Genomic DNA, 22,641 nt, shown 5'->3' with positions numbered 1-22,641 from the left:
TTAATAATGAATATATTAATTATTGGTGGCGGTGGTCGTGAACATGCTTTAGCGTGGAAAGCGGCTCAGTCTCCTCTAGCCGATAAAGTCTATGTGGCACCGGGTAATGCAGGTACCGCATTAGAACCAGCTATTGAGAACGTTAATATTTCTGCTACTGATATTGATGGATTACTACAATTTGCGAAAGATAATCAAATCGATTTAACCATTGTAGGTCCTGAGGCTCCTTTAGTTATTGGTGTTGTTGATACATTTACACAAGCTGGGCTAACTATTTTTGGTCCAACTCAAGGTGCTGCCCAACTTGAAGGCTCTAAGGCGTTTACTAAAGACTTTTTAGCTCGTCATCATATTCCAACCGCAGCATATGAGAACTTTACTGAAATAGAACCCGCTTTGGCTTACTTAGATAAAGTTGGTGCGCCAATCGTGATTAAAGCGGATGGGCTTGCGGCCGGCAAAGGCGTTATTGTTGCGATGACTCTGCAAGAAGCTAAAGATGCAGTACATGATATGTTGGCTGGTAATGCGTTTGGTGATGCAGGGCATCGGATCGTAATTGAAGAGTTTCTTGATGGTGAAGAAGCTAGTTTTATCGTGATGGTCGATGGTGAAAATGTCATCCCAATGGCAACAAGCCAAGACCACAAGCGTGTAGGTGACGGCGATACTGGCCCAAATACAGGCGGAATGGGCGCTTATTCCCCGGCTCCTGTTGTTACTGACCAAGTACATCAGCGCGTTATGGAACAAGTTATTTACCCAACAGTTAAAGGTATGGATAAAGAAGGAAACCGCTATCAAGGTTTTCTATACGCAGGTTTAATGATTGATAAAGCAGGAAACCCCAAAGTGATTGAATTTAACTGCCGCTTTGGTGACCCTGAAACTCAACCTATTATGATGCGTTTACAGTCAGACTTAGTCGCTCTATGCTTAGCGGGTGCAAAAGGTGAACTGGCAGGCAAAGATTCATTATGGGATGAGCGCCCGGCTTTAGGTGTTGTGATTGCTGCCGGCGGTTACCCAGGTGATTACCGCAATGGCGATATAATTTCTGGATTGCCAACCAGTGAAGCAGCTGATAGCAAGGTATTCCATGCTGGTACTCGCATGAAAGAAGGCGAAGTGGTTACTGCCGGTGGCCGTGTATTATGTGTTACCGCACTGGGTGATGATATTGAAAAAGCCCAAACAAAAGCATACGAGACAGCTAAAAACATTCACTGGAATGATAGCTTCTATCGTAGCGATATTGGCTACCGCGCTATCGCCCGTATTAAGTAATAGAACAAATAATAGAAACAAAAGACCATAAGCTGATAAGAGGAAACTTTTATCAGCTTTTTTATTGCTTATCTTTCTTTTTATTTCTTTCTATCTTTTTATTTTTTGAACTTGTTTTTGCCTTTTACCTTCACACCGCAAATGGCTCTATGTATTTCGAATCACAGCAAAGCTGCAAGAGAGAGAATCTCTAGGAGCATACATAAGTATGTGACTAGGGTGAACGAACGTAGCAATGCAGCAGTGGTTCGAAAAACGACGAGCGGTTATTTATAAACTATCTCTAGAAGGTTGCCAGCGGCAAAAATCAGTATCCGCTACCATCAAAAGTTGTGTCCCCTCTGGAGACTCTAACCACGCTAAATTTAATTGTGAGTGCCAAATTTTTGCACGACTTTCTATCCAATTTTGTGCATAGGGTTCGAAAGTGACATCCCGAACCTCCCCTTCACAAGTTGTCACCTTCCCTTGCTGCCAATGCCCTTGATAAAGTTTTACATCGCCAACAATCAAAGCGGTATTAGTTTCAAGAATACGTTCAGCCTCAAAACGCCAACGCGCAATCTCATCTGTTGAAAGTGGGGTTTTACTATTTTGCTGGACACGCTGCATAAAAATAACTTCATCATTTTTATTAAAGCGTAATTGTTCCATGATATCGCCACTTTGTTGGTTTAGAACTTGGCTGCGGATCTGCCAGAGAGCACCTGAGCGATATTCAAAGAAATTAACGGAAGTCCCCGTACCTTTATAAGGACTATAAACGACCATTAAGACAAGAGGTTGGCTTTTTGCATCGTTGAGCCGCCACATACGAATGACGCCATCATCAGCAATAAAACCACTTGCGCTAAATTCAGGGAGTTTTGGCGCATTAGAAGAGCAGGCGCTTAGTATTGAGATGACTCCCAATACCAGCAACCCTTTTTGAATAAGCAAAAGGGGTAGTTGTTTACCCCTTCTGGCAATTCGTCTGTACAATGTACTTATTTTACTGCTTCTTTCAATGCTTTACCGGCAGAGAAAGCAGGTACAGTTGTTGCAGGAATTTGGATTTCTGCTTTAGTTTGTGGGTTGCGACCAGTACGAGCTGCACGATGGCTAACTTTAAAAGTACCGAAACCGACCAGTTGGACTTGCTCGCCTTTTTTCAGCGTTTCTGAAATAGCATTTAAAGTAGATTCTAATGCTGCTTTTGCCTGAACTTTGGTCAGGTCCGCTGATTCTGCGATAGCATCAACTAATTCAGTCTTATTCATAAATTATCCTTACACAGTGTGTTTATCGTTTGCAAAGCATCGAGTGCGTCGGATATGCCAAATTGACAGCCCCTGATACACGCCCCCGATAGCCACTTCTTCTTGCCCCTAAATGTAGACCAGAGTCGGGGCAAATGTGAAGCCTTAGTACTCAGCATTACTGCGCTAAGTCACGTTTTCGATAATGAAAACATGAATATTAGCTTAAAGTAATACCTATATTGCTCACCCCCGCTTCACGGAGGTCAGATTTTAATCCTTTAATTAACTCTAAGTCGCGCTCTTCACAAGCTGCCAGTAAACGGAAAATGTCCCACTGGATATCCCACTCTTCTTCTATAGCAGGTATGTCTTTGAGTTCTTCTTCTGTCATTTCCCGCCCTGCTTGAGTCATTTCGAGCATGGCAACTGTACGAATGGATGCTTCGCTAACCAATATTGCATGTTCGAGTGTTTCACCACTCAATTTTGAGTGAATGATTTCCCCTAATGCAATACAGGCATCAATAGCTGGATATACACCATACATATCGAAATCATCGGCTGTAGGGATAATTTCTTCTAATTTTTCTAACTGATTGTCGAAATTAACTTTGCTATCTTTGATAACCAATGTTTCCCATACTATATCGAGAATAGAGCGGTACACTTTGGCATCTGCAAATTCAGTTTGCTGACAAAACATTTGAAAGTTGGGATACATTCTTTCGCATAAGCTTGCCATAAATGTGACATGCTGCCAGCTTTCTAATTTTTCCAACCTCAAATGAATGGGATTTCTTAACATAATTTCTGACTCATCAATCTTAATACTTCGCAGTTTACCTGAAAATCTGTCAATGCCACATATTTTGCTGATAATTAGCTGATTTTCTCATTCATTCGCTTAAAAAACGTTCGATTTGATGCAATTCCATCAGCAAAACGGGTTGGTTCTGGCAATTTATATCCTCTTAGACACTGCTTAACCCATGTTAATGATGATGAAAAACCTATCTTATGACCTGGCGAAACATACAAGGGTTTGCAGCGTTTCTTGCTACGTAATACCCAACCTAATTGATTTTCACCCATCATTAATGGGCAACAACTTTCAGGCTCTTCACCTAATACAACATCATCACCACATAAACGGCTTTTGGCGACACCAATTGTTGCCACATTTGCTTGTAAGCCAAAGTGACAAGCAACACCAAAACGCCGAGGATGCGCAATCCCTTGGCCGTCAACTAAGACTAATTCAGGTTTGTGCTGTATTTTTCCCCAAGCCGCCATTAAGCCAGGTACTTCCCGAAATGAAAGTAACCCCGGGATATAAGGCAATTGGGTAGGGACTCGCGCTATTTGGTACTCAACCAATTCTAATTGTGGCCACGATAAAACAACAATGACGGCTCTCGTGACTGTGCCTTGTTGCTCAAAACCTACATCTGCCCCACCAACCCATTTTGGATGCAACATTTCATCATGCAAAATAATTTGTGAAGCTTGGTCAGTTTGTTGTTGTCGTAATGATTGAGTATCTAGAACCATAATGCGTCCAATGCTTATCGAACTTAATTATTCTTAATCATAGATGATAATGGTGTACTTACAAGGTTCAATAAATACACCACAAATCAAGAACATCAATAAATGATAATTACTGATGGTATTGGCGAGAAAAACGGTGAACTGCGTCCACAAAAGCACCAGCGTGCTCAGGTGGAACATCTTGATGGATGCCATGACCTAAGTTGAATACATGACCCTCACCTTGGCCAAAGCCTGCAAGTATATTTTTCACCTCTTCTTCTATACGAGCAGGGGGAGCATAGAGCATTGATGGGTCCATATTTCCTTGCAGAGCGACCTTATCACCGACACGGCGACGAGCATCGGCAATTTCAGTTGTCCAATCTAGCCCTAAAGCATCGCAGCCTGTTGCCGCCATTTCTTCTAACCATTGACCGCCACCTTTGGTAAATAAGGTAACAGGCACACGGCGACCATCGTTTTCCCTGATCAACCCATCAATAATTTTTTGCATATAGTTTAGGGAGAACTGCAAATAATCACGCTTAGTGAGCACCCCACCCCAAGTATCAAAAATCATGATAGATTGCGCACCAGCTCGAATTTGCGCATTAAGGTATAAAATGACGCTGTCCGCCAGTTTATCCAATAATAAATGTAACGTATTTGGATCTTCATACATCATTTTTTTGATTTTGGTAAAGGCTTTGCTGCTACCACCTTCCACCATATAGGTCGCCAATGTCCAAGGGCTTCCTGAAAAACCAATTAGAGGTACATTACCTTCGAGGGCTTTACGGATGGCACGTACTGCGTCCATCACATAACCTAGTTCCATCTCAGGGTCAGGAATAGGAATATTTTTCACATCTGCCGCACAAGTAATGGGCTTGTGAAAACGAGGGCCTTCGCCAGTTTCAAAATAAAGGCCAAGCCCCATAGCATCGGGGATTGTTAAAATATCAGAAAATAAAATAGCCGCGTCTAATGGAAAACGACGTAATGGTTGTAACGTAACTTCACAAGCCAACTCTGTGTTCTTACACAAAGCAATAAAATCACCAGCTTCAGCACGTGTTGCTTTATATTCAGGCAGGTAACGCCCCGCTTGACGCATCATCCATACAGGGGTTACATCTACAGGCTGACGTAGCAAAGCACGTAGATAGCGGTCATTTTTTAACTCAGTCATTATTTACTCCATTATTATAAGTGGCCGCCGCAAATGGCTAAAAGCGAATATACCTATTGTAACATGTAAAAAGTAACATTATCAGCGCAGTACTATTTACTTATTTCATATTCCTGTTGGCGGCATAGCGCTACCGTGTCTTCAATCAAGCGCCTTGCAATTGTATCCCCCGGAGGGATAAGCGGTAATTCATTGTAATGATACCAATTTGCACTCACTAATTCTTTTGGATCAACTTGGATTTCACCACTTTCATAATCTGCTAAAAACCCCATCATTAATGAATGAGGAAAAGGCCATGGCTGCGAAGATACATAACGAATGTTTTTTATCTTTATATTACTTTCTTCCATGACTTCGCGGGCTACAGCTTCTTCTAATGTTTCTCCCACCTCAACAAAACCAGCAAGTACAGTAAATAATGGGTTTTGTGAGTGTCGTCGGTGCTGGGCTAAGAGAATATGATCATCACGGCGGATCCCGACAATAATGCAAGGCGCAATTTGTGGGTAATATCGCTCATGGCAATGGTCGCATAAGCACGCCCATTCGGTGCTACTATGGCGCATCGCGGTACCACAATATCCACAATAACGATGTGAGCGATAAAATTCAGCGAGTTGTACCCCGCGTCCGGCTAAACGAAATAACCCCTCATCTTGGGAAGCGACTAAGCGTGGAGAGGCCATATCCGATGGCATTTTTTCCGCAATTAACCAAACAATTTCACCTTGCCACTCACCAATTGGTGTCGCTATTTTTCCAATTAATGAATAGTCCTTAGCCGTTCCTCTAGGAATATCCCCACGAGGTAGCCATAAGCGACCAGCGAAACAGACGAACCACCAGCCACTTTCTGTTCCTACTAATGTTAATTTATCCATTTTTAGTATCTTTCGTTAATTTGTATATTGATAAAAACGAGACAATTATTCACACAATACACTTCTTTTAAAGAATGTCATTCAAACGTTTGTTTCATCTTTTTTCATCACTAATTTTGACACTTTTTAGACGAACCATTCCATAAAATGTCTAAAAAGTGTCACAAAAAGGTCAACTGTCTGTCACCTGTTAAAATTAGGATGCTAGGTAACCAATACGGCTCCTCAAGAGTGAGAACAAAGATGAAAGCAATTGTACCGGCAATTTTCCTATCACTAACAACCTCCAGCGTGGCATTTGCCTCAGATGCTAACCTAACAGAATTAATCAATGCCGCGAAAAAAGAAGGCCAAGTTTATAGTGTAGGCATGCCTGATACTTGGGCAAATTGGAAAGGCACTTGGCAGGATTTAGCTTCTCAATATGGTTTAAAACACCAAGATACCGATATGAGCTCGGCGCAAGAAATAGCGAAATTTGCTGCTGAGAAAAATAATGCCACTGCCGATATCGGTGATGTGGGCGCAACTTTTGGGCCAGTTGCAGTGTTAAAAGGGGTCACCCAACCCTATAAACCAACTACTTGGTCACAGATCCCCGATTGGGCAAAAGATAAAGATGGTCATTGGGCGTTGGCCTATACCGGCTCCATCGCTTTTATGATTAACAATGAGTTAGTCAAAGATGCACCAAAGAGCTGGGATGATTTGCTAAAAGGTAAATATAAAGTCACCGTTGGTGATGTCGGGATTGCTGCACAAGCAAATAATGCCGTTCTAGCTGCTGCATTTGCTCGTGGTGGTAACGAAAATAACCTAAAACCTGCCATTGAATTTTTTGCCGAACTGGCAAAACAAAAACGTCTATCCGTTAATGACCCAACCGTAGCTAATATTGAAAAAGGTGAAGTCGAAGTTGGGATCTTGTGGGACTTTAATGCCTTGAATTATCGTGATCAGATCAACCGCGATCGCTTTACTGTCGTGATCCCATCTGATGGTTCTGTGATTTCCGGCTATACCACTATTATTAATAAATACGCGAAAAACCCAAATGCAGCAAAACTAGCCCGTGAGTTTATTTTCAGTGATAAAGGGCAAATTAACCTTGCCGAAGGCTACGCTCGCCCAATTCGCGCACAATATCTAACTTTACCAGCAGATATTCAAGCTAAGTTACTACCAGAAGAACAATACAAAAATGTTCAGCCAATCAAAGATGCTGATGGTTGGGAAAAATCCTCTCGCAATTTACCGAAAATGTGGCAACAGCAAGTGCTAATCCACCAGCAGTAATCTAATCACTTGATTTTAGGAATAAAAGTCTGATGTCTGATAAAGTCATACTTGTTGTCCTAGACGGTTTAAATTATTCAGTAGCCCATCATTGCATGGGCTATCTCAATGGTCTTATCAAAGCCGACAGCGCAACACTATACAAGTTGGAATGCGAACTCCCTTCAATGTCCCGCCCACTGTACGAATGTATTTTAACGGGAGTTCCCCCCGTTAAAAGCGGTATTGTGAATAATGATATCGTACAGTTATCAAATTTCGATAGTATTTTCTCCCTCGCTCGTCTTGCGGGTAAAACTACGGCAGCAGCAGCTTATTACTGGGTTAGTGAACTATATAACCGAGCACCATTCGTTGCTGTTCGTGACCGCTTTACTCAAAATGAATTGCTACCTATTCAATATGGCTGTTTTTACCAAGCAGACCATTACCCTGATGACCACTTATTTATGGATGCCGAGTATCTTCGCAACCAATTTTCCCCTGATTTTTTATTAATTCATCCAATGAATATTGATGATACTGGGCATAAATTTGGTTTTGATTCTTCTCAATATCGCAATGCAGCACGTCATGCGGATATCATCCTGTCAAATTATATTCCCGAGTGGATCAAGCACGGTTATCAAATCCTCATTACTAGCGATCATGGTATGAATAACGACCGCAGCCATGGTGGCACGTTACCAGAAGAATGCTCAGTACCACTGTTTGTTATTGGTTCAAAATTTTCACACCAACCTTGTGATATAGAACAAACTGCCATCTGTGGCACTGTTTGCCGTTTACTTGGCGTGGACCCTATCGATAAATCAGTTTGTGAATCCCTATTACAAGGAGAAAATCATGGCTGATATTATCGCCCCCTGTGAGCAGGCTAACCAACAACAGGGAAAAATAGCCATGTTAAAAAAACGATTATCTCGTTTTCATTGGCATGCCTCACTATTACTACTGCCATTTATCATACTATTTTGCTTATTCCAGATAGCCCCTATGGTTTGGGTACTAGTGAATAGTTTTATTTATGAAGAAACTTGGTCACTAGGTAACTATCTCGAAGCCTTTAGTAATGACTTTTATCTGCAAGCTTTCGAAAATACCTTATGGCTTTCTGTCATTTGTAGCGTGATAGGCTTATTTATCGCCAGTATAACCGCCTTTTCCATCTATAAAATGCAGGGAAAAGTACGCCGGATTATGATTTCTTTCACCACTATGGCAAGTAACTTTAGTGGTGTCCCACTTGCCTTCGCCTTTATTATTATTCTGGGATTTAATGGCGCTATCACTCTACAACTTAAAGCATGGGGGATTATTGAAGACTTCAATATTTACAGTGCGAGTGGCTTGATGCTGCTGTATATCTATTTCCAAATCCCATTAGGTATTTTATTACTTTATCCTGCATTTGATGCTTTAAAACCTGAATGGGAAGATGCCGCAAAAACGATGGGCGCCAGTAAGCTAACATACTGGCTAAAAGTTGCGATTCCGGTGCTTTCTCCCGCTTTACTTGGCACATTTATTATTTTGATTGCGAACGCGATGGGGGCATATGCCAGTACTTATGCACTGACAAGTGGTAATTACAACCTTGTGACTATTCGTATCGCCAGTTTAGTCTCTGGCGATTTGTTCTTAGAACCCAATATGGCCGCTGCATTATCTATGTTGCTTATTACTATTTTGGGGTTCATTACTGCAATCCATCACTGGTTAATAAAACGGAGCTACCATGCAAAGTAACTCTGCTATTGGCTCTGCTAACATACATAATCCCCATTCCAAAATGTGGGTTCATAAACTGATATTAATTAGTGTTGCTAGTCTACTAGCCCTACCTATATTAGCGACTTTTCTTTACTCAATTGCCAGTTCATGGGGCGCAACGGTGCTACCCGATGCTCTATCCATAAAATGGTATCTGCAATTGTGGCAAGACCCGCGCTTTTTAATGGCGTTTGGTCGCTCACTCATTATTTGTTTTGGCACATTGCTAGTAAGTACGCTAGTCATTTTACCGATGACTTTCGCGGTATTTTATCGTTTTCCAAAACTCAAAGGTTTAATGGATTTATTGGTCATTTTACCTTTTGCTATTCCTCCCGTGGTGTCCTCTGTCGGTTTACTGCAAATTTTTGCAGATGAGCCATTTATGATAGTCGGCACACCGTGGGTCCTCATTGGTACCTATTTCACTATCACTTTACCTTTTATGTATCGGGCACTCGCCAATAGCTTCCAAGGTATTCATTTACATGACTTAATGGATGCGGCTCATTTACTTGGTGCCAGTAGTTTTAAAGCGTTCATGATGATAGTGCTACCTAATATTCGTAAAGGTATGTTGGTTTCATTATTAATTTCATTTTCTTTTTTAATGGGTGAGTTTGTGTTTGCCAATATTTTGGTGGGAACACGCTATGAAACCTTGCAAATCTACCTTTTCAATATGCGCCAAACGAGTGGGCATTTCACTTCTGCACTCGTGATGTCTTATTTTCTGTTTACATTATTGCTGACATGGTTAGCAATGCGGTTAAATCGTTCAGGAGATGAATGATGAGTTATGTTATTGCTGATAATTTAACGAAGTCCTTTGGTTCAAACAATGTATTTTCTGATATCCAATTTACGATTGAAAAAGGCGAGTTTATTACTTTATTAGGGCCTAGTGGCTGCGGGAAGTCGACACTGTTACGTTGCATTGCAGGGCTTGAACAGCTCAACCATGGTGAACTTTACATTAATCGTAAAAATGTTACACAACAAGCTGCACAACAGCGTGGTGTCGGAATGGTATTTCAAAGTTATGCTTTATTCCCCAATATGACTGTGGCTGAAAATATTTCGTTTGGTTTAAAAATGCGTAAGGTCGATAGTAACGATAGAGTCAAAGCCGTTGCTGAGGTAATTGAAATGGTGGAATTACAAGGCAAAGAACAGCAATATCCACATCAATTATCTGGAGGTCAGCGCCAACGCGTTGCCTTAGCGAGAGCCTTGGTCATGAAGCCACAAATTTTGTTACTTGATGAGCCATTATCTGCACTTGATGCACGTATTCGTAAGCGTTTACGCCAACAAATTCGCCATATTCAGCGTGAATTAGGTTTAACCACCATTTTTGTTACCCACGATCAAGATGAAGCCATGATCATGTCAGACCGAATTTTTCTGATGAATAAAGGGCAAATAGTACAAAGTGATAGCGCAGAAAATATTTATACTCAGCCAGCTAACGAGTTTGTTGCGCGCTTTATGGGTCATTACAACCTTGTTGATTCGGAAAAAGCAAATGCAATACTAGGCCTTAACTTGCAAGGGTTACTCGCGATTCGGCCTGAGTCGATTTATGTCAAAGAATCGGGTCGTCAATACGGTGAACATATATCGCACCCTGTTGATGCTATTATTGTAGACCACCAATTACTGGGGAATATTATTCGTTATAATGTAAATACGCCTGTCGGGGTCATGACTGTCGATTTACTCAATCGCTCATCAGAGCGTTTATTCGAGCCAGGTACTCACCTTGAATTAATGTTTAATAAAAACGAAATTCGCGCACTTAGCTAATAATTAGATAGGAATATAATGCAAAACCAATTAGCCATTTTCGACTTGGATGATACCTTAATTCAAGGAGATAGCAGCGTACTGTGGACACAATATCTGTGGGATAAGCAAATTATCCGCGACCCACAATTTGTAGAAGCAGATAAAGCCATGATGGCACAATATAATGCAGGCACATTAGATATGCCAACTTACTTACGCTTTAACCTACAAACTCTCGCCGATGTAAAAGTTGAGCAAGTAGATATCTGGTTGGACGATTTTGTACAAACCGTGATTTCACCGCGGATCTACCCTGAAGCGATTAGAACGATCGCAAATTATCGAGCAAAAGGTTTGCCAATTATTGTGATCTCCGCAACGGTGGCCTTTATCGTGAAAAAAATTGCAGATCAATTAAATGCAGATGTCGCAATGGGGATCGATATCAAACAAAAAGATGGCTGCTACACCAGAGAGATTGACGGCGTTCCAACCTTTAAAGAGGGCAAAGTCAAACGCCTGTTAGCTTGGGTTCGCCACCAGCCAATTACTGATGCCTACATTTATTTCTATACTGACTCAGCTAATGACCTGCCAATGTGCCAATTTGCTGACGAAACCTTTATCGTCAACGGTGACTCTCGTTTGCAACAAGCTGCTACGGAATATAACTGGCCACAATATACTTGGCACTTATGACTTATAAAAAATAACCCCTTGGGAATAGTGTTAGAGACTCTAAAATATAACGAGTATGATATGCAGACTGTACAACTTTCATTTTACTCACACTATTTCCTGTATCAGATCAGAATCTGATTACAGAAAATTTGTTCTGCCTTTTCGAAAGAAATAGCTTTTCCGCTAATAGACAATGTCCTCCTATTCACAATACCCATTGAGGACAAAATGCCAAATATTAACAACACTCACTTACTACATGCCAATACTGACTATATTATTACATTAGCGCAGGCAGATACTGATGATGGTATTAAGAATTTTTTTATTGATAACCATACAAATACGGCTTATCAATTAGTTTCATTGAAAAACCGTGAAATCCAGTTTCATCAAACAGCCCCATCAATATTAGATATCTTAAAAAAAAATGGTTCTCTTCTAGCAAACAGGATGGTTCACGTTAACCTTTCAGAATTAATTCAAGGTATTAATTTAACGGGTAATTCAAGCTTAACTACAAACCCAAATTTCACGAAATTAATTCTTAGCCAATATAATACTGTTATTACACAGCCCAATAGATTCAAAGCTATCTCTGAATTAAGTCAAGTTGAAAAAAACCAATACCAACAACTCACAAGATCAACTGATACCGCACAACTCCGAGCCGCTTTACTCTCGCTCATTGATGATGAGGTAAAAGGTGAGCTGAATATAATGGCCAAAGAATGGGGGATGTATGGCGTGTCTGCTTGTGAAGTTGATAAGAAAAGCTATGCCCTATTCAAGGAATTCTATGACGAAAAAATGAAGGAACATGCCGTCTGTAAGGATGACTACAAAAAACTCGACTTTGCTACCCAAAACATCAAAACCGCCATTACAGACCCCCGCTGCCTTAATGCTAAATTAACCCCACTTCAAATATTCAAAGCAGCCTATCAGTTAGGTGATATTCCTGCCGTTTCTAACTTTCGTTTTATGTTCAACCCTGCAAGTAAAGACGATGGCAAATACCGCGAGTGGATGTATCACTTTGATAATAGTAATTATGCTGCTGAATTTAAGCTGATCACCACGCGCACTGCAAATAGCCTTGAAGCAAATACCGAACAATGCTTAGCCGCATTTCCATATGATACAGAAAGTACAATCCGCTTTACGAAAAACGAAGCCGCCACCAAATTCCCAACAATGGACAACCTACAGCATGAGTTTAGCCATGTTCCAGGTGCGCACTATACTGTTATTCGCAACCCCAATAATACAACACCGATTGAAACTGGCATTCGCACTGAAATGATTGTCCACCACCGTTCTGCTAGCGGTCAAAATGAAACCCAATCACGAGATGCTGAATTGATGACATTTCATGGTACAGAACGCTGCCAACCTTTTCTTTCAATACAAGAGCTTGCGAGTGCACCACACCTGACATCACTACAACGCTTTGTATTAGGTGGATTCATTGATACTGACCCCAACGAATTTATTGACAAGTTAAGGGAGGAGAAAGAGACCTTAAATGCACAAGTCAAACAAAGCATTCAACATCAGCATTTCGTCCCTTTAGATAACATTACTGTTGCTAAATTCAGTGAACAAGGCATACAAGTCACTAATCAATCATTATTTAATAAACAAGTGTCAACCTATGATAATTTACCCGAAGTATTAGATAAAATTCCCAAACTGAAACTTGACCACCCATTAACTGAGCAACAAAAAACGGTTCTCGCGATAGTCCCTTTGCTAATGAATTACGACCAAAATGCAGAACTGAAACCTGACTGTTCTGAAAATAAAGCGTTTCCCGCAAGAACACAGCTAAGAGAGCGCACTAAAGAAGCTTTTACAAAACCGCTCCTACGTGACCTACCTAATATAACGTTTCACGATCCCGCCGATCACTTAATCGCGAATCAACATATTATTCAGTTGGCCAAAGATATTCAGCAGTTTTACCAAGATGTGGTTCAATCCCTGACGATATCCAATACCGAGCCAAAACAAATTGCCTTATATGAAAGCCGAGCGGCACTAGCGGAAGAATATATCAGCCAGTTTGATAAACGAGCGACATACCCTGAGACTCATCAGGTATTAGCATTATTTACTTATTATATGATTGAAGATTTAAAATCAGACTCTGAGCTTCAACGTAACAACCAAGCGCTATTCCATAAGATTGAAGCCCAACAGCGTCCTTTATTACAACATTTTGCCAGTCACCGCTTACTCAACGACATGCTCTCGGATGGCTAATGCAAGTCAAGCCCTCAGCCGACCCAATGATGTAATATAGGAAATACATTAATATGATGAACCATGATTACCGTACGATGATTGCCCAGTTTACAAGTCTTCCCCCAGATCATACCCAGCCATACACGGCTAGGCTCTCCATTGAGAGACCTTCTAGTGAATATATTAAATTAGATGCTGTACCCGGAAGTAGTTCGAGTAGTATAGAAAAAATGACACATCCATTAGCAGGGAGCCATAAATCGACAGAGATGTCCCCCTATATGATATCGTTACTCGGCGACCAAGCAAGCTTACGCTTTGCTGAAAAAGTGTTTCAATCGCCAAAACAGCGCCTGTTCGACCAATGGGGAATAGATAATACATGCCAAAGCTATACTGATAAATGTACTCAGCTAGATACCATTGTTCGTTTTTACTTTCGTGATCAACAGTCACAATTAAAAAAGATTGAGCTAAATGGCCAACCATTTATTGAACAACAGCCAACCAAACCTTATTTTCTTGGTCAGAAAGTTATAACCCCTGATTTTACAATCCATAGAGCACAAGAACAGCAACAGAAAAACACGTTATTACAGAGTAAAACGCGTGATGATTGTGCCTTATACTTTAATAAACAGCCTATCCTTGATCTGCAAACCTATAATGATCAGGTATACAAGCAAGAATCCCAAATACGTCAGGGCAATAATTTTTTAAATGAAGCTAAGTATTTTATTCCTATGGTGGAATACCTGACTCATTTTGGTCAAATAAAAGATCTCTTAGTACAAAATTCGCTAGAGTGTAGTAGTGACGAAAATACCCCTCATTTTCAATTTATTCCGCATGATGTGAAGTTACCGCTGTTACAGCAAAAAACATTGCCCTCTGACAATGAAAAATATAAATGGGTGGATTGGTTTTTACCAACGCTATGCATTGAAATGGATAGCGCAAAAGTTGACTGGCAGGAACAGACCTTATTAATCCAAGACTTTTGCCAAAAATTATCAGGCGAAAAACATATTAGTACGACATCAGTGTTCCAACATTTGGGGGATAGGCAAGTCAATATGTATTTAATATTCAAAAACGATGAATCTCGACTCACGCCAGAGCAACTTAAGCAATCACCGGGCTGGCTTGAATCCTGTGGGGTATTTATTACGGATACGCCAAAAGCAACATTATTTACTCATCAAGGCGCAGAACAATACTACGCACCTTATGGTGAGCTAGAAATAGATAAGCAACAAATATTGGCTGCCCTTGAACAACATATTAATTATAACTGACCACTTACTTTAGACTTGGTTCCTCTAAACCAACCACTATCCACTTCCTCTAAATTATTCAAGTAAGAAGCAGGCGGCAAGCGAGGGTATTCCAAGGAGCATACATCAGCATGTGACTTGGATAGCCGAGTGCAGCCAACGCACTTATCGCTTGAAGAATGACGAGGAAGGCTTATACTGATTAATTCTTGTCGGAGTGCCTAGTATGTGAAAACATCAGGCTGAGACCGTTAATTCGGGATCCGCGGAACCTGATCGGGTTAATACCCGCGAAGGGAACAAGAGTAATCATTTAGCGCAATTATCACTGCCTTGTAAGGTGATAAATTAGCCGCAATATCTTTTTATTACTCCTCCGAACTCCTGACAAGCAACTTTCTTTCGATAAACCCGCTACACAAAACTGTGATAGCCGAGACAATGTCAGGAAATTGCTATGTCCAATAATACACAACAAAACGTCATCCCTACTGCAGACTTATCGCCACAAGCGGCACCGGCACGTACACGTAAAGCTCAAAGAGATGCAGCAGAAAACTTTATTAATACAGTTTCTGGCGTATCATTCCCTAACTCTAAACGCATTTATTTACAAGGTTCTAGAGAAGATATCCAAGTCCCTATGAGAGAAATTCAACTCTCTCAAACTTTAATTGGGGGTGATAAAGACAACCCACAATTTGAAGATAACGAACCTGTTCCTATCTATGACACTTCTGGCCCATACGGCGACCCAACTTCTGAGTTAAATGTCCACATAGGCTTAAAAAAAATTCGAGCCCCTTGGATAAACGAGCGAGCAGATACCATTACCGTAGAAAGCTTAAGCTCAGACTTCACACAACAACGCTTAGCAGATGCAGGCCTTGACCATCTCCGCTTTAACAACCGCCCTAAACCATTAAAAGCGCAAAATAATAAATGTGTCACCCAATTACATTATGCGCGCAAAGGGATAATTACCCCAGAAATGGAGTTTATTGCTATTCGTGAAAATATGGGCCGCGAACGTATTCGCGGCGAAGTGTTATTACAACAACACCCTGGACAGGCTTTTGGGGCAAATTTGCCCGAAAATATTACACCTGAGTTTGTCCGCCAAGAAGTGGCGGCTGGTCGAGCAATTATTCCTGCGAATATTAACCACCCAGAATCTGAACCCATGATAATCGGTCGCAACTTCTTAGTTAAAGTGAATGCGAATATCGGTAACTCATCCGTGACTTCATCTATCGAAGAAGAGGTGGAAAAACTGATTTGGTCAACCCGCTGGGGGGCTGATACCGTTATGGACCTATCAACTGGGCGTTATATTCACGAAACTCGCGAATGGATTTTACGCAATAGCCCTGTGCCTATCGGGACGGTTCCTATTTATCAAGCGCTCGAAAAAGTAAATGGTGTAGCTGAAAACCTAACTTGGGAAATATTCCGCGATACCCTGCTAGAGCAAGCCGAACAAGGTGTTGACTACTTTACCATCCATGCGGGAGTGCTACTACGTTATGTACCAATGACGGCTAAACGCCTTACGGGAATTGTCTCTCGCGGTGGCTCTATCATGGCAAAATGGTGCTTATCTCATCACCAAGAAAACTTCCTATACGAAAACTTCCGCGAAATCTGTGAAATTTGTGCCGCTTATGACGTTTCCTTGTCATTAGGCGATGGCTTACGTCCAGGATCAATCCAAGATGCGAACGACGAAGCACAATTTGCTGAACTTCATACCCTTGGCGAGCTGACCAAAATTGCATGGGAATATGACGTCCAAGTAATGATCGAAGGCCCAGGTCACGTCCCGATGCAAATGATCCGCCGCAACATGACGGAAGAATTGGAACATTGTCACGAAGCCCCATTCTATACCTTAGGACCACTCACGACAGATATAGCTCCGGGTTACGACCACTTTACCTCGGGTATTGGTGCAGCAATGATCGGCTGGTTTGGCTGTGCGATGCTTTGTTATGTAACACCTAAAGAACACTTAGGGTTGCCTAATAAAGACGATGTAAAACAAGGGCTAATCACCTATAAAATTGCCGCCCATGCCGCTGACCTTGCCAAAGGCCATCCCGGAGCACAAATTCGAGATAACGCCATGTCTAAAGCGCGTTTCGAATTCCGTTGGGAAGACCAATTCAATTTAGCACTTGACCCTGAAACCGCACGCAAATACCACGATGAAACCTTGCCACAAGCATCTGGAAAAATTGCGCATTTCTGTTCAATGTGTGGGCCGAAATTCTGCTCAATGAAGATTTCTCAAGAGGTCCGCGACTATGCCGCTAAAAAAGAAGCTGGCATGGAACAAATGTCCGAAGCATTTCGCGCACATGGCAGTGAGCTTTACCATGGTGCTGAAATCGTCAATGCAGAGGTGACTAATAATGAAAAAATCGCCTAGCGCTGTCACTATTCCTAGTACACCTTTTCCAGCTACCGAAAAATACCTCGGGCTTTATCCTGTTGTCGATTCGGTTGAATGGATTGAACGCCTGCTAAATGCAGGTGTTTCCACCATCCAATTGCGCATCAAAGATAAAACTGATGAAGAAGTACGCGATGATATTCAACAAGCAATTGCCTTAGGGAAAAAGCATAACGCCCGGTTATTTATCAATGATTACTGGCAATTAGCCGTTGAATTAGGAGCCTACGGCGTACACTTAGGCCAAGAAGACTTAGAAACCACGGACTTATTGGCAATTCATCAAGCAGGCCTCCGATTAGGCATTTCAACCCATGATGAACATGAACTCACCATCGCAAAATCAGTGCGCCCTTCCTATATTGCGATGGGACATATATTTCCAACACAGACCAAAGAGATGCCATCTTCCCCTCAAGGATTGGAAACATTAAGGCAAATGGTTGCTGCAACACCTGACTACCCAACCGTCGCAATCGGGGGAATTTCTATCGACAGAGTTCCTGCAGTGCTTGCAACCGGCGTCGGTAGTGTTGCCCTCGTGAGCGCAATTACGCTGGCTGACGATTGGTTAGCCGCAACACAGACACTGTTAGATTTAGTTGAAAACAAGCGTTTATATTAATACTTGATAATCATGGAGTTATTGCGATTTCTCGTGATTTCTCCATGATGATAACTCGAAAGGATCTATCATGTTGAGTGACCAAGAATTTATGCGTTACAGCCGCCAGCTCTTACTCGAAGATATCAGCCCTGAAGGTCAGCAAAAGCTCAAAAATAGCAAAGTGCTGATTGTTGGATTAGGGGGATTAGGTTCACCTGCCTCTCTCTATTTAACTGGGGCTGGTGTAGGGGAACTATGGCTAGCCGACCATGATGACTTACATGTATCTAATTTACAAAGGCAGGTTTTATACGATAGTGACGATATTTCGCTATCAAAAGCTCAGTTAGCAGCCAATAGACTCAACCAGCTCAATCCGCTGGTAAAAACACATGTCATAGCCCAACAACTTGATGTTAAAAGCTTAATTCCATTAGCTGAGCAAGTCGATCTTGTCCTTGATTGTTGTGACAATATGGCGACCCGCCATGCAGTCAATGCCGCCTGTGTTATGACAAGTACTCCTCTCGTTAGTGGTAGTGCTGTTGGGTTTGGTGGGCAACTGATGGTGCTCGAACCGCCATTTCGTTCAGGCTGTTATGCATGCCTCTACCCTGAACAAAGCGAACCGGAACGTAACTGCCGCACCGCCGGTATCCTAGGCCCTGTCGTCGGTGTTATTGGCACATTACAAGCATTAGAAGCCATAAAACTCCTTGTCGGCCTTCCTTCCTCTTTGAGCGGTAAGTTGCGGTTATTCGATGGCAAGCAGCAGCTCTGGAACACATTGCAACTCTCTCCATCCTCGCAATGCCCAATCTGTAGGGAGGAAATATGCATATCATAATTAACGACCAACCCATGGATTTTGATGCACCGCTTACGGTCAATCAATTGTTTGCCGCTCTTCAACGACAAACAGCAGGAACCGCACTTGCCATTAACCAAGTGATTATTCCTAAAAGTCAGTGGGATTCTCATGTCATCAATGACCAAGACAATATCTTGTTATTTCAAGCTATCGCTGGGGGCTAATGATGTTAAAAATTGCAGATTTTACTTTTCAATCACGTCTGTTTACTGGAACAGGCAAATTTGCCAGCGCGAGCCTGATGCAAGATGCTATTCAAGCCTCAGGGAGCCAATTAGTGACTATGGCAATGAAACGTATTGATTTACGTGGAAAAAATGATGGTATCTTACAGCCACTTCAAGAACTTGGCGTAAAACTATTACCCAATACCTCCGGAGCAAAAAACGCACAGGAAGCCATTTTTGCCGCACAACTCGCCCGTGAAGCATTAGGCACTAACTGGGTTAAACTCGAAATTCACCCTGATATGCGTTATTTGCTACCAGACCCAATTGAGACCTTATTGGCCGCAGAACAATTGGTTAAAGAAGGCTTCGTCGTTCTACCTTATTGCAGTGCAGATCCCGTACTTTGCCGCCGCCTTGAAGAAGTCGGTTGTGCTGCGGTTATGCCGCTAGGTGCACCTATTGGCACCAATAAAGGCTTAGCTACGAAAGAAATGTTACGTATTATTATCGAACAAGCTACTGTGCCTGTTGTAGTAGATGCAGGGATTGGTGCTCCCAGCCATGCGGCAGAAGCTATCGAAATGGGGGCCGACGCGGTCTTAGTCAATACGGCAATTGCTGTCGCTAAACAGCCGGTCTTAATGGCAAAAGCCTTCAAGCTCGCCGTCGAAGCCGCTGAACTTGCTTACCAAAGCGGGTTAGCTGCGCCTCAACAACAGGCTCAAGCATCTAGCCCATTAACCAGTTTCTTGGGAGCATTATCATGATCCCGAGTTTCAAAGAACGCTTAGAAACACTGAATTGGGATGATATTACACTGCGTATTAACAGCAAAACGTCTCATGATGTGGAACGGGCTTTAGCCAATGATATGCTCACACTCGACGACTTTATGGCATTGCTATCGCCTGCTGCGCAGCCTTTCATTGAAACGATGGCGCAAAGAGCACAAATGCTGACTCGTCAACGCTTCGGCCATGCAGTTGGGTTTTACGTCCCACTTTATTTATCGAATTTATGTGCAAATGACTGTACTTATTGTGGTTTTTCAATGAGTAATAAAATAAAGCGTAAAACCTTAAATGATAATGAGATAATTAATGAATGCGAAACCATCCGTAAAATTGGCTTTGATAGCTTATTATTAGTCACAGGTGAGCACCAAAATAAAGTCGGAATGGATTATTTTCGTCATACACTCCCAATTATTCGCCAATACTTTAGCTCGTTAATGATGGAAGTACAGCCATTGCACACTGACGAATATAAGGAATTGAAATCATTGGGGCTTGACGGGGTAATGGTCTACCAAGAAACCTACCATGAACCGACCTACCAATTACATCACCTAAAAGGTAAAAAACAGGATTTTCACTGGCGTTTAGCAACACCTGAGCGCTTAGGGGAAGCGGGTATTGATAAAATTGGCTTGGGCGCTTTGATTGGTTTATCAAATAGTTGGCGTACTGACTGTTATATGGTGGCTGAGCATCTACTGTATTTACAACAATATTACTGGCAGAGCCGCTATTCTATCTCATTTCCACGCTTACGCCCTTGTGCGGGGGGAGTAGTCCCAGCATCGATTATGAATGAAGCGGAACTCGTCCAGCTTATCTGCGCCTTTCGCATCCTTGCACCCAATGTAGAGCTATCACTTTCTACACGTGAATCCCCCTACTTCCGTGACCATGTTGTGCCTCTCGCAATTAATAACATAAGTGCTGGCTCGAAAACCCAGCCGGGTGGATATGCGGATACCAAAGAAGAATTGGAACAATTTTCGCCAAATGATAATCGCAGTGCAGCACAAGTCGCGGACGTACTTGTTAAAGCAGGGTTACAACCTGTTTGGAAAGATTGGGATGGTTATTTAGGACGCTAAGTATCATCAGTATTAATGGAAAGCATCCCATTAATACTGATTAATTTTGTTTTTATTCCTAAGCAATTTTATCCCAGTTAATCGTATTTTCTAAAACCAATGCCAATATGATCCCCATTAATAAACCATTTCCTAACAGAGAGCTGAACATAATGGGTAAGGAATCCAGTACAGCTGCGGGCGCTGACATTAAAAATATGCCAATAAAAATAGGTAAGGCAAGACGATAGATGTTGCGTGCGTTCAGTTTTATATCTGCGAGAAATGAAAACGACGAAAAAAGTAAAGGTAGATAAGTCGCTAACATGACCGCACTTCCGATAGCAAGCGGTAATGATCGAAAAAACTGCGTTAATATGGCAACCCCACCAACACAAAATAAGATCAGACTACCGATACAAAAAGAGAGCCGTGAACTGTCTTTGGTTTGCGTAATTAACCCAATGGAGGAAACAAAAGGAGAATAAGGCACTACCCCTATCGGGGCCGACAACATAGTGACCAAACCCGACATAATAAAACTTCGGCGATATAAGGACTTAGTCGGTAATGAATGAGGATAAAACACATCCGTCCCCCGCATAGCCCCAAACGTGTTTGACGTATTTAATATCCCAGCCAAAATAGCTGTGAGTACAATACTGATACTGATTTGATCAGATTTTCCTAATGGAAATAACATCCATTGGGCAGAAGAAACTGATGACACTGTATTACCAAATAGCCCGCTATATGTAACCCAACCAATAATGGTCCCCATTAATAGTGCATACTTACTGATATTCGAAGGCAAATAAATAATCACCCCAATAACAAAAATAAGTACTGCTAATGCCAGAAAGAAAACTGGGTAATTAACTGTAACACTGTCCCCTGCTACACCAAAAGGTAAACCTAGCATCCCTTTTAAGAAAATAGTGACTAACTGGGCCCCAAGTAAAAACATAAATACTACAAGTACCCCAGGTTTAAATAATTTAGCTAGCCAACCACCTACCCCACTTAGACCAATTAAAACAGTCAGTAATCCAGACAAAAAAATACCAATAGCTAAGCTCCACCCCACCGTCTCAAGCGCTGTTCCTTGCATAGATTCTGATAATGTCACCGTTAAAATAGTTGCCCACCATAACCCTGTAGGACCTTCCATTACAGCGCGTTTATGACCTAAAAAAGTTTGAAGTAGACAGGCTAATGCCGTTAAGAGAAAAGCATATTGCGTGATCACAAATGTGGTCTGTGACGATAAATGGAAAGCGGATTGTAATGTAGGGGGAATAACGACCGTGTTACAAAAAATAAAAAAGAACCATTGAAAACCAGAAATAATATTATTTTTTTTAATGAGGGAATATTGCATATTGGTTCCTTGCTTTATCTTACTTAGCGTACTACAGCGTAGTAATATTTAATTTTTGTTCTATCTACTTAAGTATTTTCAATGT

Annotated in this window: 22 protein-coding genes and 1 riboswitch; of the genes, 15 read left to right on the top strand and 7 right to left on the bottom strand. The window is 41.7% G+C overall.

Annotated elements, in window-relative coordinates; translation table 11 throughout:
• Window positions 1-6: 6 nt before the first annotated feature.
• Complete coding sequence (purD, locus tag P3L56_RS02125) at window positions 7-1,290, top strand: phosphoribosylamine--glycine ligase (protein ID WP_042849014.1); 1,284 nt, start codon at window positions 7-9, stop codon at window positions 1,288-1,290.
• 270 nt (window positions 1,291-1,560) lie between these two features.
• Here purD and P3L56_RS02120 read toward each other — a convergent pair whose 3' ends face one another.
• From P3L56_RS02120 to nudC, 6 genes are all read right to left on the bottom strand, one after another.
• Window positions 1,561-2,202: a DUF1481 domain-containing protein gene (locus tag P3L56_RS02120; RefSeq protein WP_306804129.1), complete on the bottom strand. Its 642-nt coding sequence runs from the start codon at window positions 2,200-2,202 to the stop codon at window positions 1,561-1,563.
• A 74-nt stretch (window positions 2,203-2,276) separates the two neighbouring features.
• Window positions 2,277-2,549 (bottom strand): HU family DNA-binding protein, encoded by a 273-nt coding sequence (locus P3L56_RS02115; protein WP_004264522.1) that lies wholly within the window; start codon window positions 2,547-2,549, stop codon window positions 2,277-2,279.
• 199 nt (window positions 2,550-2,748) lie between these two features.
• The gene (locus P3L56_RS02110) at window positions 2,749-3,336 is read right to left on the bottom strand and encodes a YjaG family protein (protein WP_042849016.1); all 588 of its coding nucleotides are present in this window, start codon (window positions 3,334-3,336) and stop codon (window positions 2,749-2,751) included.
• A 74-nt stretch (window positions 3,337-3,410) separates the two neighbouring features.
• Complete coding sequence (gene nfi / locus P3L56_RS02105; RefSeq protein ID WP_048605386.1) at window positions 3,411-4,082, bottom strand: deoxyribonuclease V; 672 nt, start codon at window positions 4,080-4,082, stop codon at window positions 3,411-3,413.
• A gap of 109 nt (window positions 4,083-4,191) precedes the next feature.
• Window positions 4,192-5,256, bottom strand: coding sequence for a uroporphyrinogen decarboxylase (gene hemE / locus P3L56_RS02100; RefSeq protein WP_042849018.1), 1,065 nt, complete (start codon window positions 5,254-5,256; stop codon window positions 4,192-4,194).
• Between the two features lie 92 nt (window positions 5,257-5,348).
• Window positions 5,349-6,140 (bottom strand): NAD(+) diphosphatase, encoded by a 792-nt coding sequence (gene nudC, locus P3L56_RS02095; protein ID WP_042849020.1) that lies wholly within the window; start codon window positions 6,138-6,140, stop codon window positions 5,349-5,351.
• Window positions 6,141-6,383: 243 nt separating this feature from the next.
• On the opposite strand from nudC, the gene P3L56_RS02090 reads away from it, so the two are divergent.
• The 14 genes from P3L56_RS02090 (at window position 6,384) to thiH (ending at window position 21,196) form a co-directional block, all read left to right on the top strand.
• Window positions 6,384-7,436: an ABC transporter substrate-binding protein gene (locus tag P3L56_RS02090; protein ID WP_042849021.1), complete on the top strand. Its 1,053-nt coding sequence runs from the start codon at window positions 6,384-6,386 to the stop codon at window positions 7,434-7,436.
• A gap of 32 nt (window positions 7,437-7,468) precedes the next feature.
• Entirely contained in the window at window positions 7,469-8,290 is an 822-nt protein-coding gene (locus P3L56_RS02085; RefSeq protein ID WP_198861093.1) for an alkaline phosphatase family protein, read from the top strand.
• On the top strand, window positions 8,283-9,185 hold the full coding sequence (locus P3L56_RS02080; RefSeq protein WP_042849023.1) for an ABC transporter permease: 903 nt from the start codon (window positions 8,283-8,285) through the stop codon (window positions 9,183-9,185). The genes P3L56_RS02085 and P3L56_RS02080 overlap by 8 nt, the downstream gene beginning before the upstream one ends.
• Window positions 9,186-9,228: 43 nt before the next feature.
• Entirely contained in the window at window positions 9,229-10,002 is a 774-nt protein-coding gene (locus P3L56_RS02075; RefSeq protein ID WP_094301225.1) for an ABC transporter permease, read from the top strand.
• Window positions 10,002-11,018, top strand: a complete 1,017-nt coding sequence (locus P3L56_RS02070; RefSeq protein WP_042849026.1) for an ABC transporter ATP-binding protein — start codon at window positions 10,002-10,004, stop codon at window positions 11,016-11,018. The genes P3L56_RS02075 and P3L56_RS02070 overlap by 1 nt, the downstream gene beginning before the upstream one ends.
• Window positions 11,019-11,036: 18 nt before the next feature.
• On the top strand, window positions 11,037-11,699 hold the full coding sequence (locus tag P3L56_RS02065) for an HAD family hydrolase (protein WP_210831548.1): 663 nt from the start codon (window positions 11,037-11,039) through the stop codon (window positions 11,697-11,699).
• A 210-nt stretch (window positions 11,700-11,909) separates the two neighbouring features.
• Window positions 11,910-13,949 (top strand): hypothetical protein, encoded by a 2,040-nt coding sequence (locus tag P3L56_RS02060; RefSeq protein ID WP_042849028.1) that lies wholly within the window; start codon window positions 11,910-11,912, stop codon window positions 13,947-13,949.
• 53 nt (window positions 13,950-14,002) lie between these two features.
• On the top strand, window positions 14,003-15,229 hold the full coding sequence (locus P3L56_RS02055; RefSeq protein ID WP_210831547.1) for a hypothetical protein: 1,227 nt from the start codon (window positions 14,003-14,005) through the stop codon (window positions 15,227-15,229).
• Between the two features lie 182 nt (window positions 15,230-15,411).
• Window positions 15,412-15,524, top strand: a riboswitch (TPP riboswitch).
• 141 nt (window positions 15,525-15,665) lie between these two features.
• Window positions 15,666-17,639 carry a phosphomethylpyrimidine synthase ThiC gene (gene thiC / locus P3L56_RS02050; protein WP_210831546.1) on the top strand — a complete coding sequence of 658 codons (1,974 nt, stop codon included), beginning with the start codon at window positions 15,666-15,668 and terminating at the stop codon, window positions 17,637-17,639.
• Window positions 17,623-18,288 carry a thiamine phosphate synthase gene (gene thiE / locus P3L56_RS02045; RefSeq protein ID WP_042849031.1) on the top strand — a complete coding sequence of 222 codons (666 nt, stop codon included), beginning with the start codon at window positions 17,623-17,625 and terminating at the stop codon, window positions 18,286-18,288. Before thiC ends, thiE begins: the two co-directional genes overlap by 17 nt.
• Window positions 18,289-18,358: 70 nt before the next feature.
• On the top strand, window positions 18,359-19,117 hold the full coding sequence (locus P3L56_RS02040; protein ID WP_272686262.1) for a HesA/MoeB/ThiF family protein: 759 nt from the start codon (window positions 18,359-18,361) through the stop codon (window positions 19,115-19,117).
• On the top strand, window positions 19,105-19,305 hold the full coding sequence (gene thiS / locus P3L56_RS02035) for a sulfur carrier protein ThiS (protein WP_048605395.1): 201 nt from the start codon (window positions 19,105-19,107) through the stop codon (window positions 19,303-19,305). The genes P3L56_RS02040 and thiS overlap by 13 nt, the downstream gene beginning before the upstream one ends.
• 2 nt (window positions 19,306-19,307) lie before the next feature.
• Window positions 19,308-20,078, top strand: a complete 771-nt coding sequence (locus P3L56_RS02030) for a thiazole synthase (RefSeq protein WP_042849034.1) — start codon at window positions 19,308-19,310, stop codon at window positions 20,076-20,078.
• The gene (gene thiH / locus P3L56_RS02025) at window positions 20,075-21,196 is read left to right on the top strand and encodes a 2-iminoacetate synthase ThiH (protein ID WP_048605397.1); all 1,122 of its coding nucleotides are present in this window, start codon (window positions 20,075-20,077) and stop codon (window positions 21,194-21,196) included. Before P3L56_RS02030 ends, thiH begins: the two co-directional genes overlap by 4 nt.
• 58 nt (window positions 21,197-21,254) lie before the next feature.
• Here the strand turns inward: thiH and P3L56_RS02020 are convergent, their stop codons facing one another.
• Window positions 21,255-22,556 carry a uracil/xanthine transporter gene (locus P3L56_RS02020; RefSeq protein WP_129467290.1) on the bottom strand — a complete coding sequence of 434 codons (1,302 nt, stop codon included), beginning with the start codon at window positions 22,554-22,556 and terminating at the stop codon, window positions 21,255-21,257.
• Between the last annotated feature and the right edge of the window lie 85 nt (window positions 22,557-22,641).

It is taken from the genome of Providencia sp. PROV024 (assembly GCF_032709665.1).
Lineage (GTDB): Bacteria > Pseudomonadota > Gammaproteobacteria > Enterobacterales > Enterobacteriaceae > Providencia > Providencia huashanensis.
The sequence above is the reverse complement of the archived record's forward strand: the minus strand, read 5'-3'. Positions and strand labels throughout refer to the sequence as shown.

What these genes read in the sequence shown, in the direction of transcription:
- purD (WP_042849014.1), top strand. Translation starts at nt 7, where the DNA reads ATGAATATATTAATTATTGGTGGCGGTGGTCGTGAACATGCTTTAGCG.
- P3L56_RS02115 (WP_004264522.1), bottom strand. Translation starts at nt 2,549, where the DNA reads ATGAATAAGACTGAATTAGTTGATGCTATCGCAGAATCAGCGGACCTG.
- P3L56_RS02110 (WP_042849016.1), bottom strand. Translation starts at nt 3,336, where the DNA reads ATGTTAAGAAATCCCATTCATTTGAGGTTGGAAAAATTAGAAAGCTGG.
- nfi (WP_048605386.1), bottom strand. Translation starts at nt 4,082, where the DNA reads ATGGTTCTAGATACTCAATCATTACGACAACAACAAACTGACCAAGCT.
- hemE (WP_042849018.1), bottom strand. Translation starts at nt 5,256, where the DNA reads ATGACTGAGTTAAAAAATGACCGCTATCTACGTGCTTTGCTACGTCAG.
- nudC (WP_042849020.1), bottom strand. Translation starts at nt 6,140, where the DNA reads ATGGATAAATTAACATTAGTAGGAACAGAAAGTGGCTGGTGGTTCGTC.
- P3L56_RS02090 (WP_042849021.1), top strand. Translation starts at nt 6,384, where the DNA reads ATGAAAGCAATTGTACCGGCAATTTTCCTATCACTAACAACCTCCAGC.
- P3L56_RS02085 (WP_198861093.1), top strand. Translation starts at nt 7,469, where the DNA reads ATGTCTGATAAAGTCATACTTGTTGTCCTAGACGGTTTAAATTATTCA.
- P3L56_RS02080 (WP_042849023.1), top strand. Translation starts at nt 8,283, where the DNA reads ATGGCTGATATTATCGCCCCCTGTGAGCAGGCTAACCAACAACAGGGA.
- P3L56_RS02075 (WP_094301225.1), top strand. Translation starts at nt 9,229, where the DNA reads ATGTGGGTTCATAAACTGATATTAATTAGTGTTGCTAGTCTACTAGCC.
- P3L56_RS02070 (WP_042849026.1), top strand. Translation starts at nt 10,002, where the DNA reads ATGAGTTATGTTATTGCTGATAATTTAACGAAGTCCTTTGGTTCAAAC.
- P3L56_RS02065 (WP_210831548.1), top strand. Translation starts at nt 11,037, where the DNA reads ATGCAAAACCAATTAGCCATTTTCGACTTGGATGATACCTTAATTCAA.
- P3L56_RS02060 (WP_042849028.1), top strand. Translation starts at nt 11,910, where the DNA reads ATGCCAAATATTAACAACACTCACTTACTACATGCCAATACTGACTAT.
- P3L56_RS02055 (WP_210831547.1), top strand. Translation starts at nt 14,003, where the DNA reads ATGATGAACCATGATTACCGTACGATGATTGCCCAGTTTACAAGTCTT.
- thiC (WP_210831546.1), top strand. Translation starts at nt 15,666, where the DNA reads ATGTCCAATAATACACAACAAAACGTCATCCCTACTGCAGACTTATCG.
- thiE (WP_042849031.1), top strand. Translation starts at nt 17,623, where the DNA reads ATGAAAAAATCGCCTAGCGCTGTCACTATTCCTAGTACACCTTTTCCA.
- P3L56_RS02040 (WP_272686262.1), top strand. Translation starts at nt 18,359, where the DNA reads ATGTTGAGTGACCAAGAATTTATGCGTTACAGCCGCCAGCTCTTACTC.
- thiS (WP_048605395.1), top strand. Translation starts at nt 19,105, where the DNA reads ATGCATATCATAATTAACGACCAACCCATGGATTTTGATGCACCGCTT.
- P3L56_RS02030 (WP_042849034.1), top strand. Translation starts at nt 19,308, where the DNA reads ATGTTAAAAATTGCAGATTTTACTTTTCAATCACGTCTGTTTACTGGA.
- thiH (WP_048605397.1), top strand. Translation starts at nt 20,075, where the DNA reads ATGATCCCGAGTTTCAAAGAACGCTTAGAAACACTGAATTGGGATGAT.
- P3L56_RS02020 (WP_129467290.1), bottom strand. Translation starts at nt 22,556, where the DNA reads ATGCAATATTCCCTCATTAAAAAAAATAATATTATTTCTGGTTTTCAA.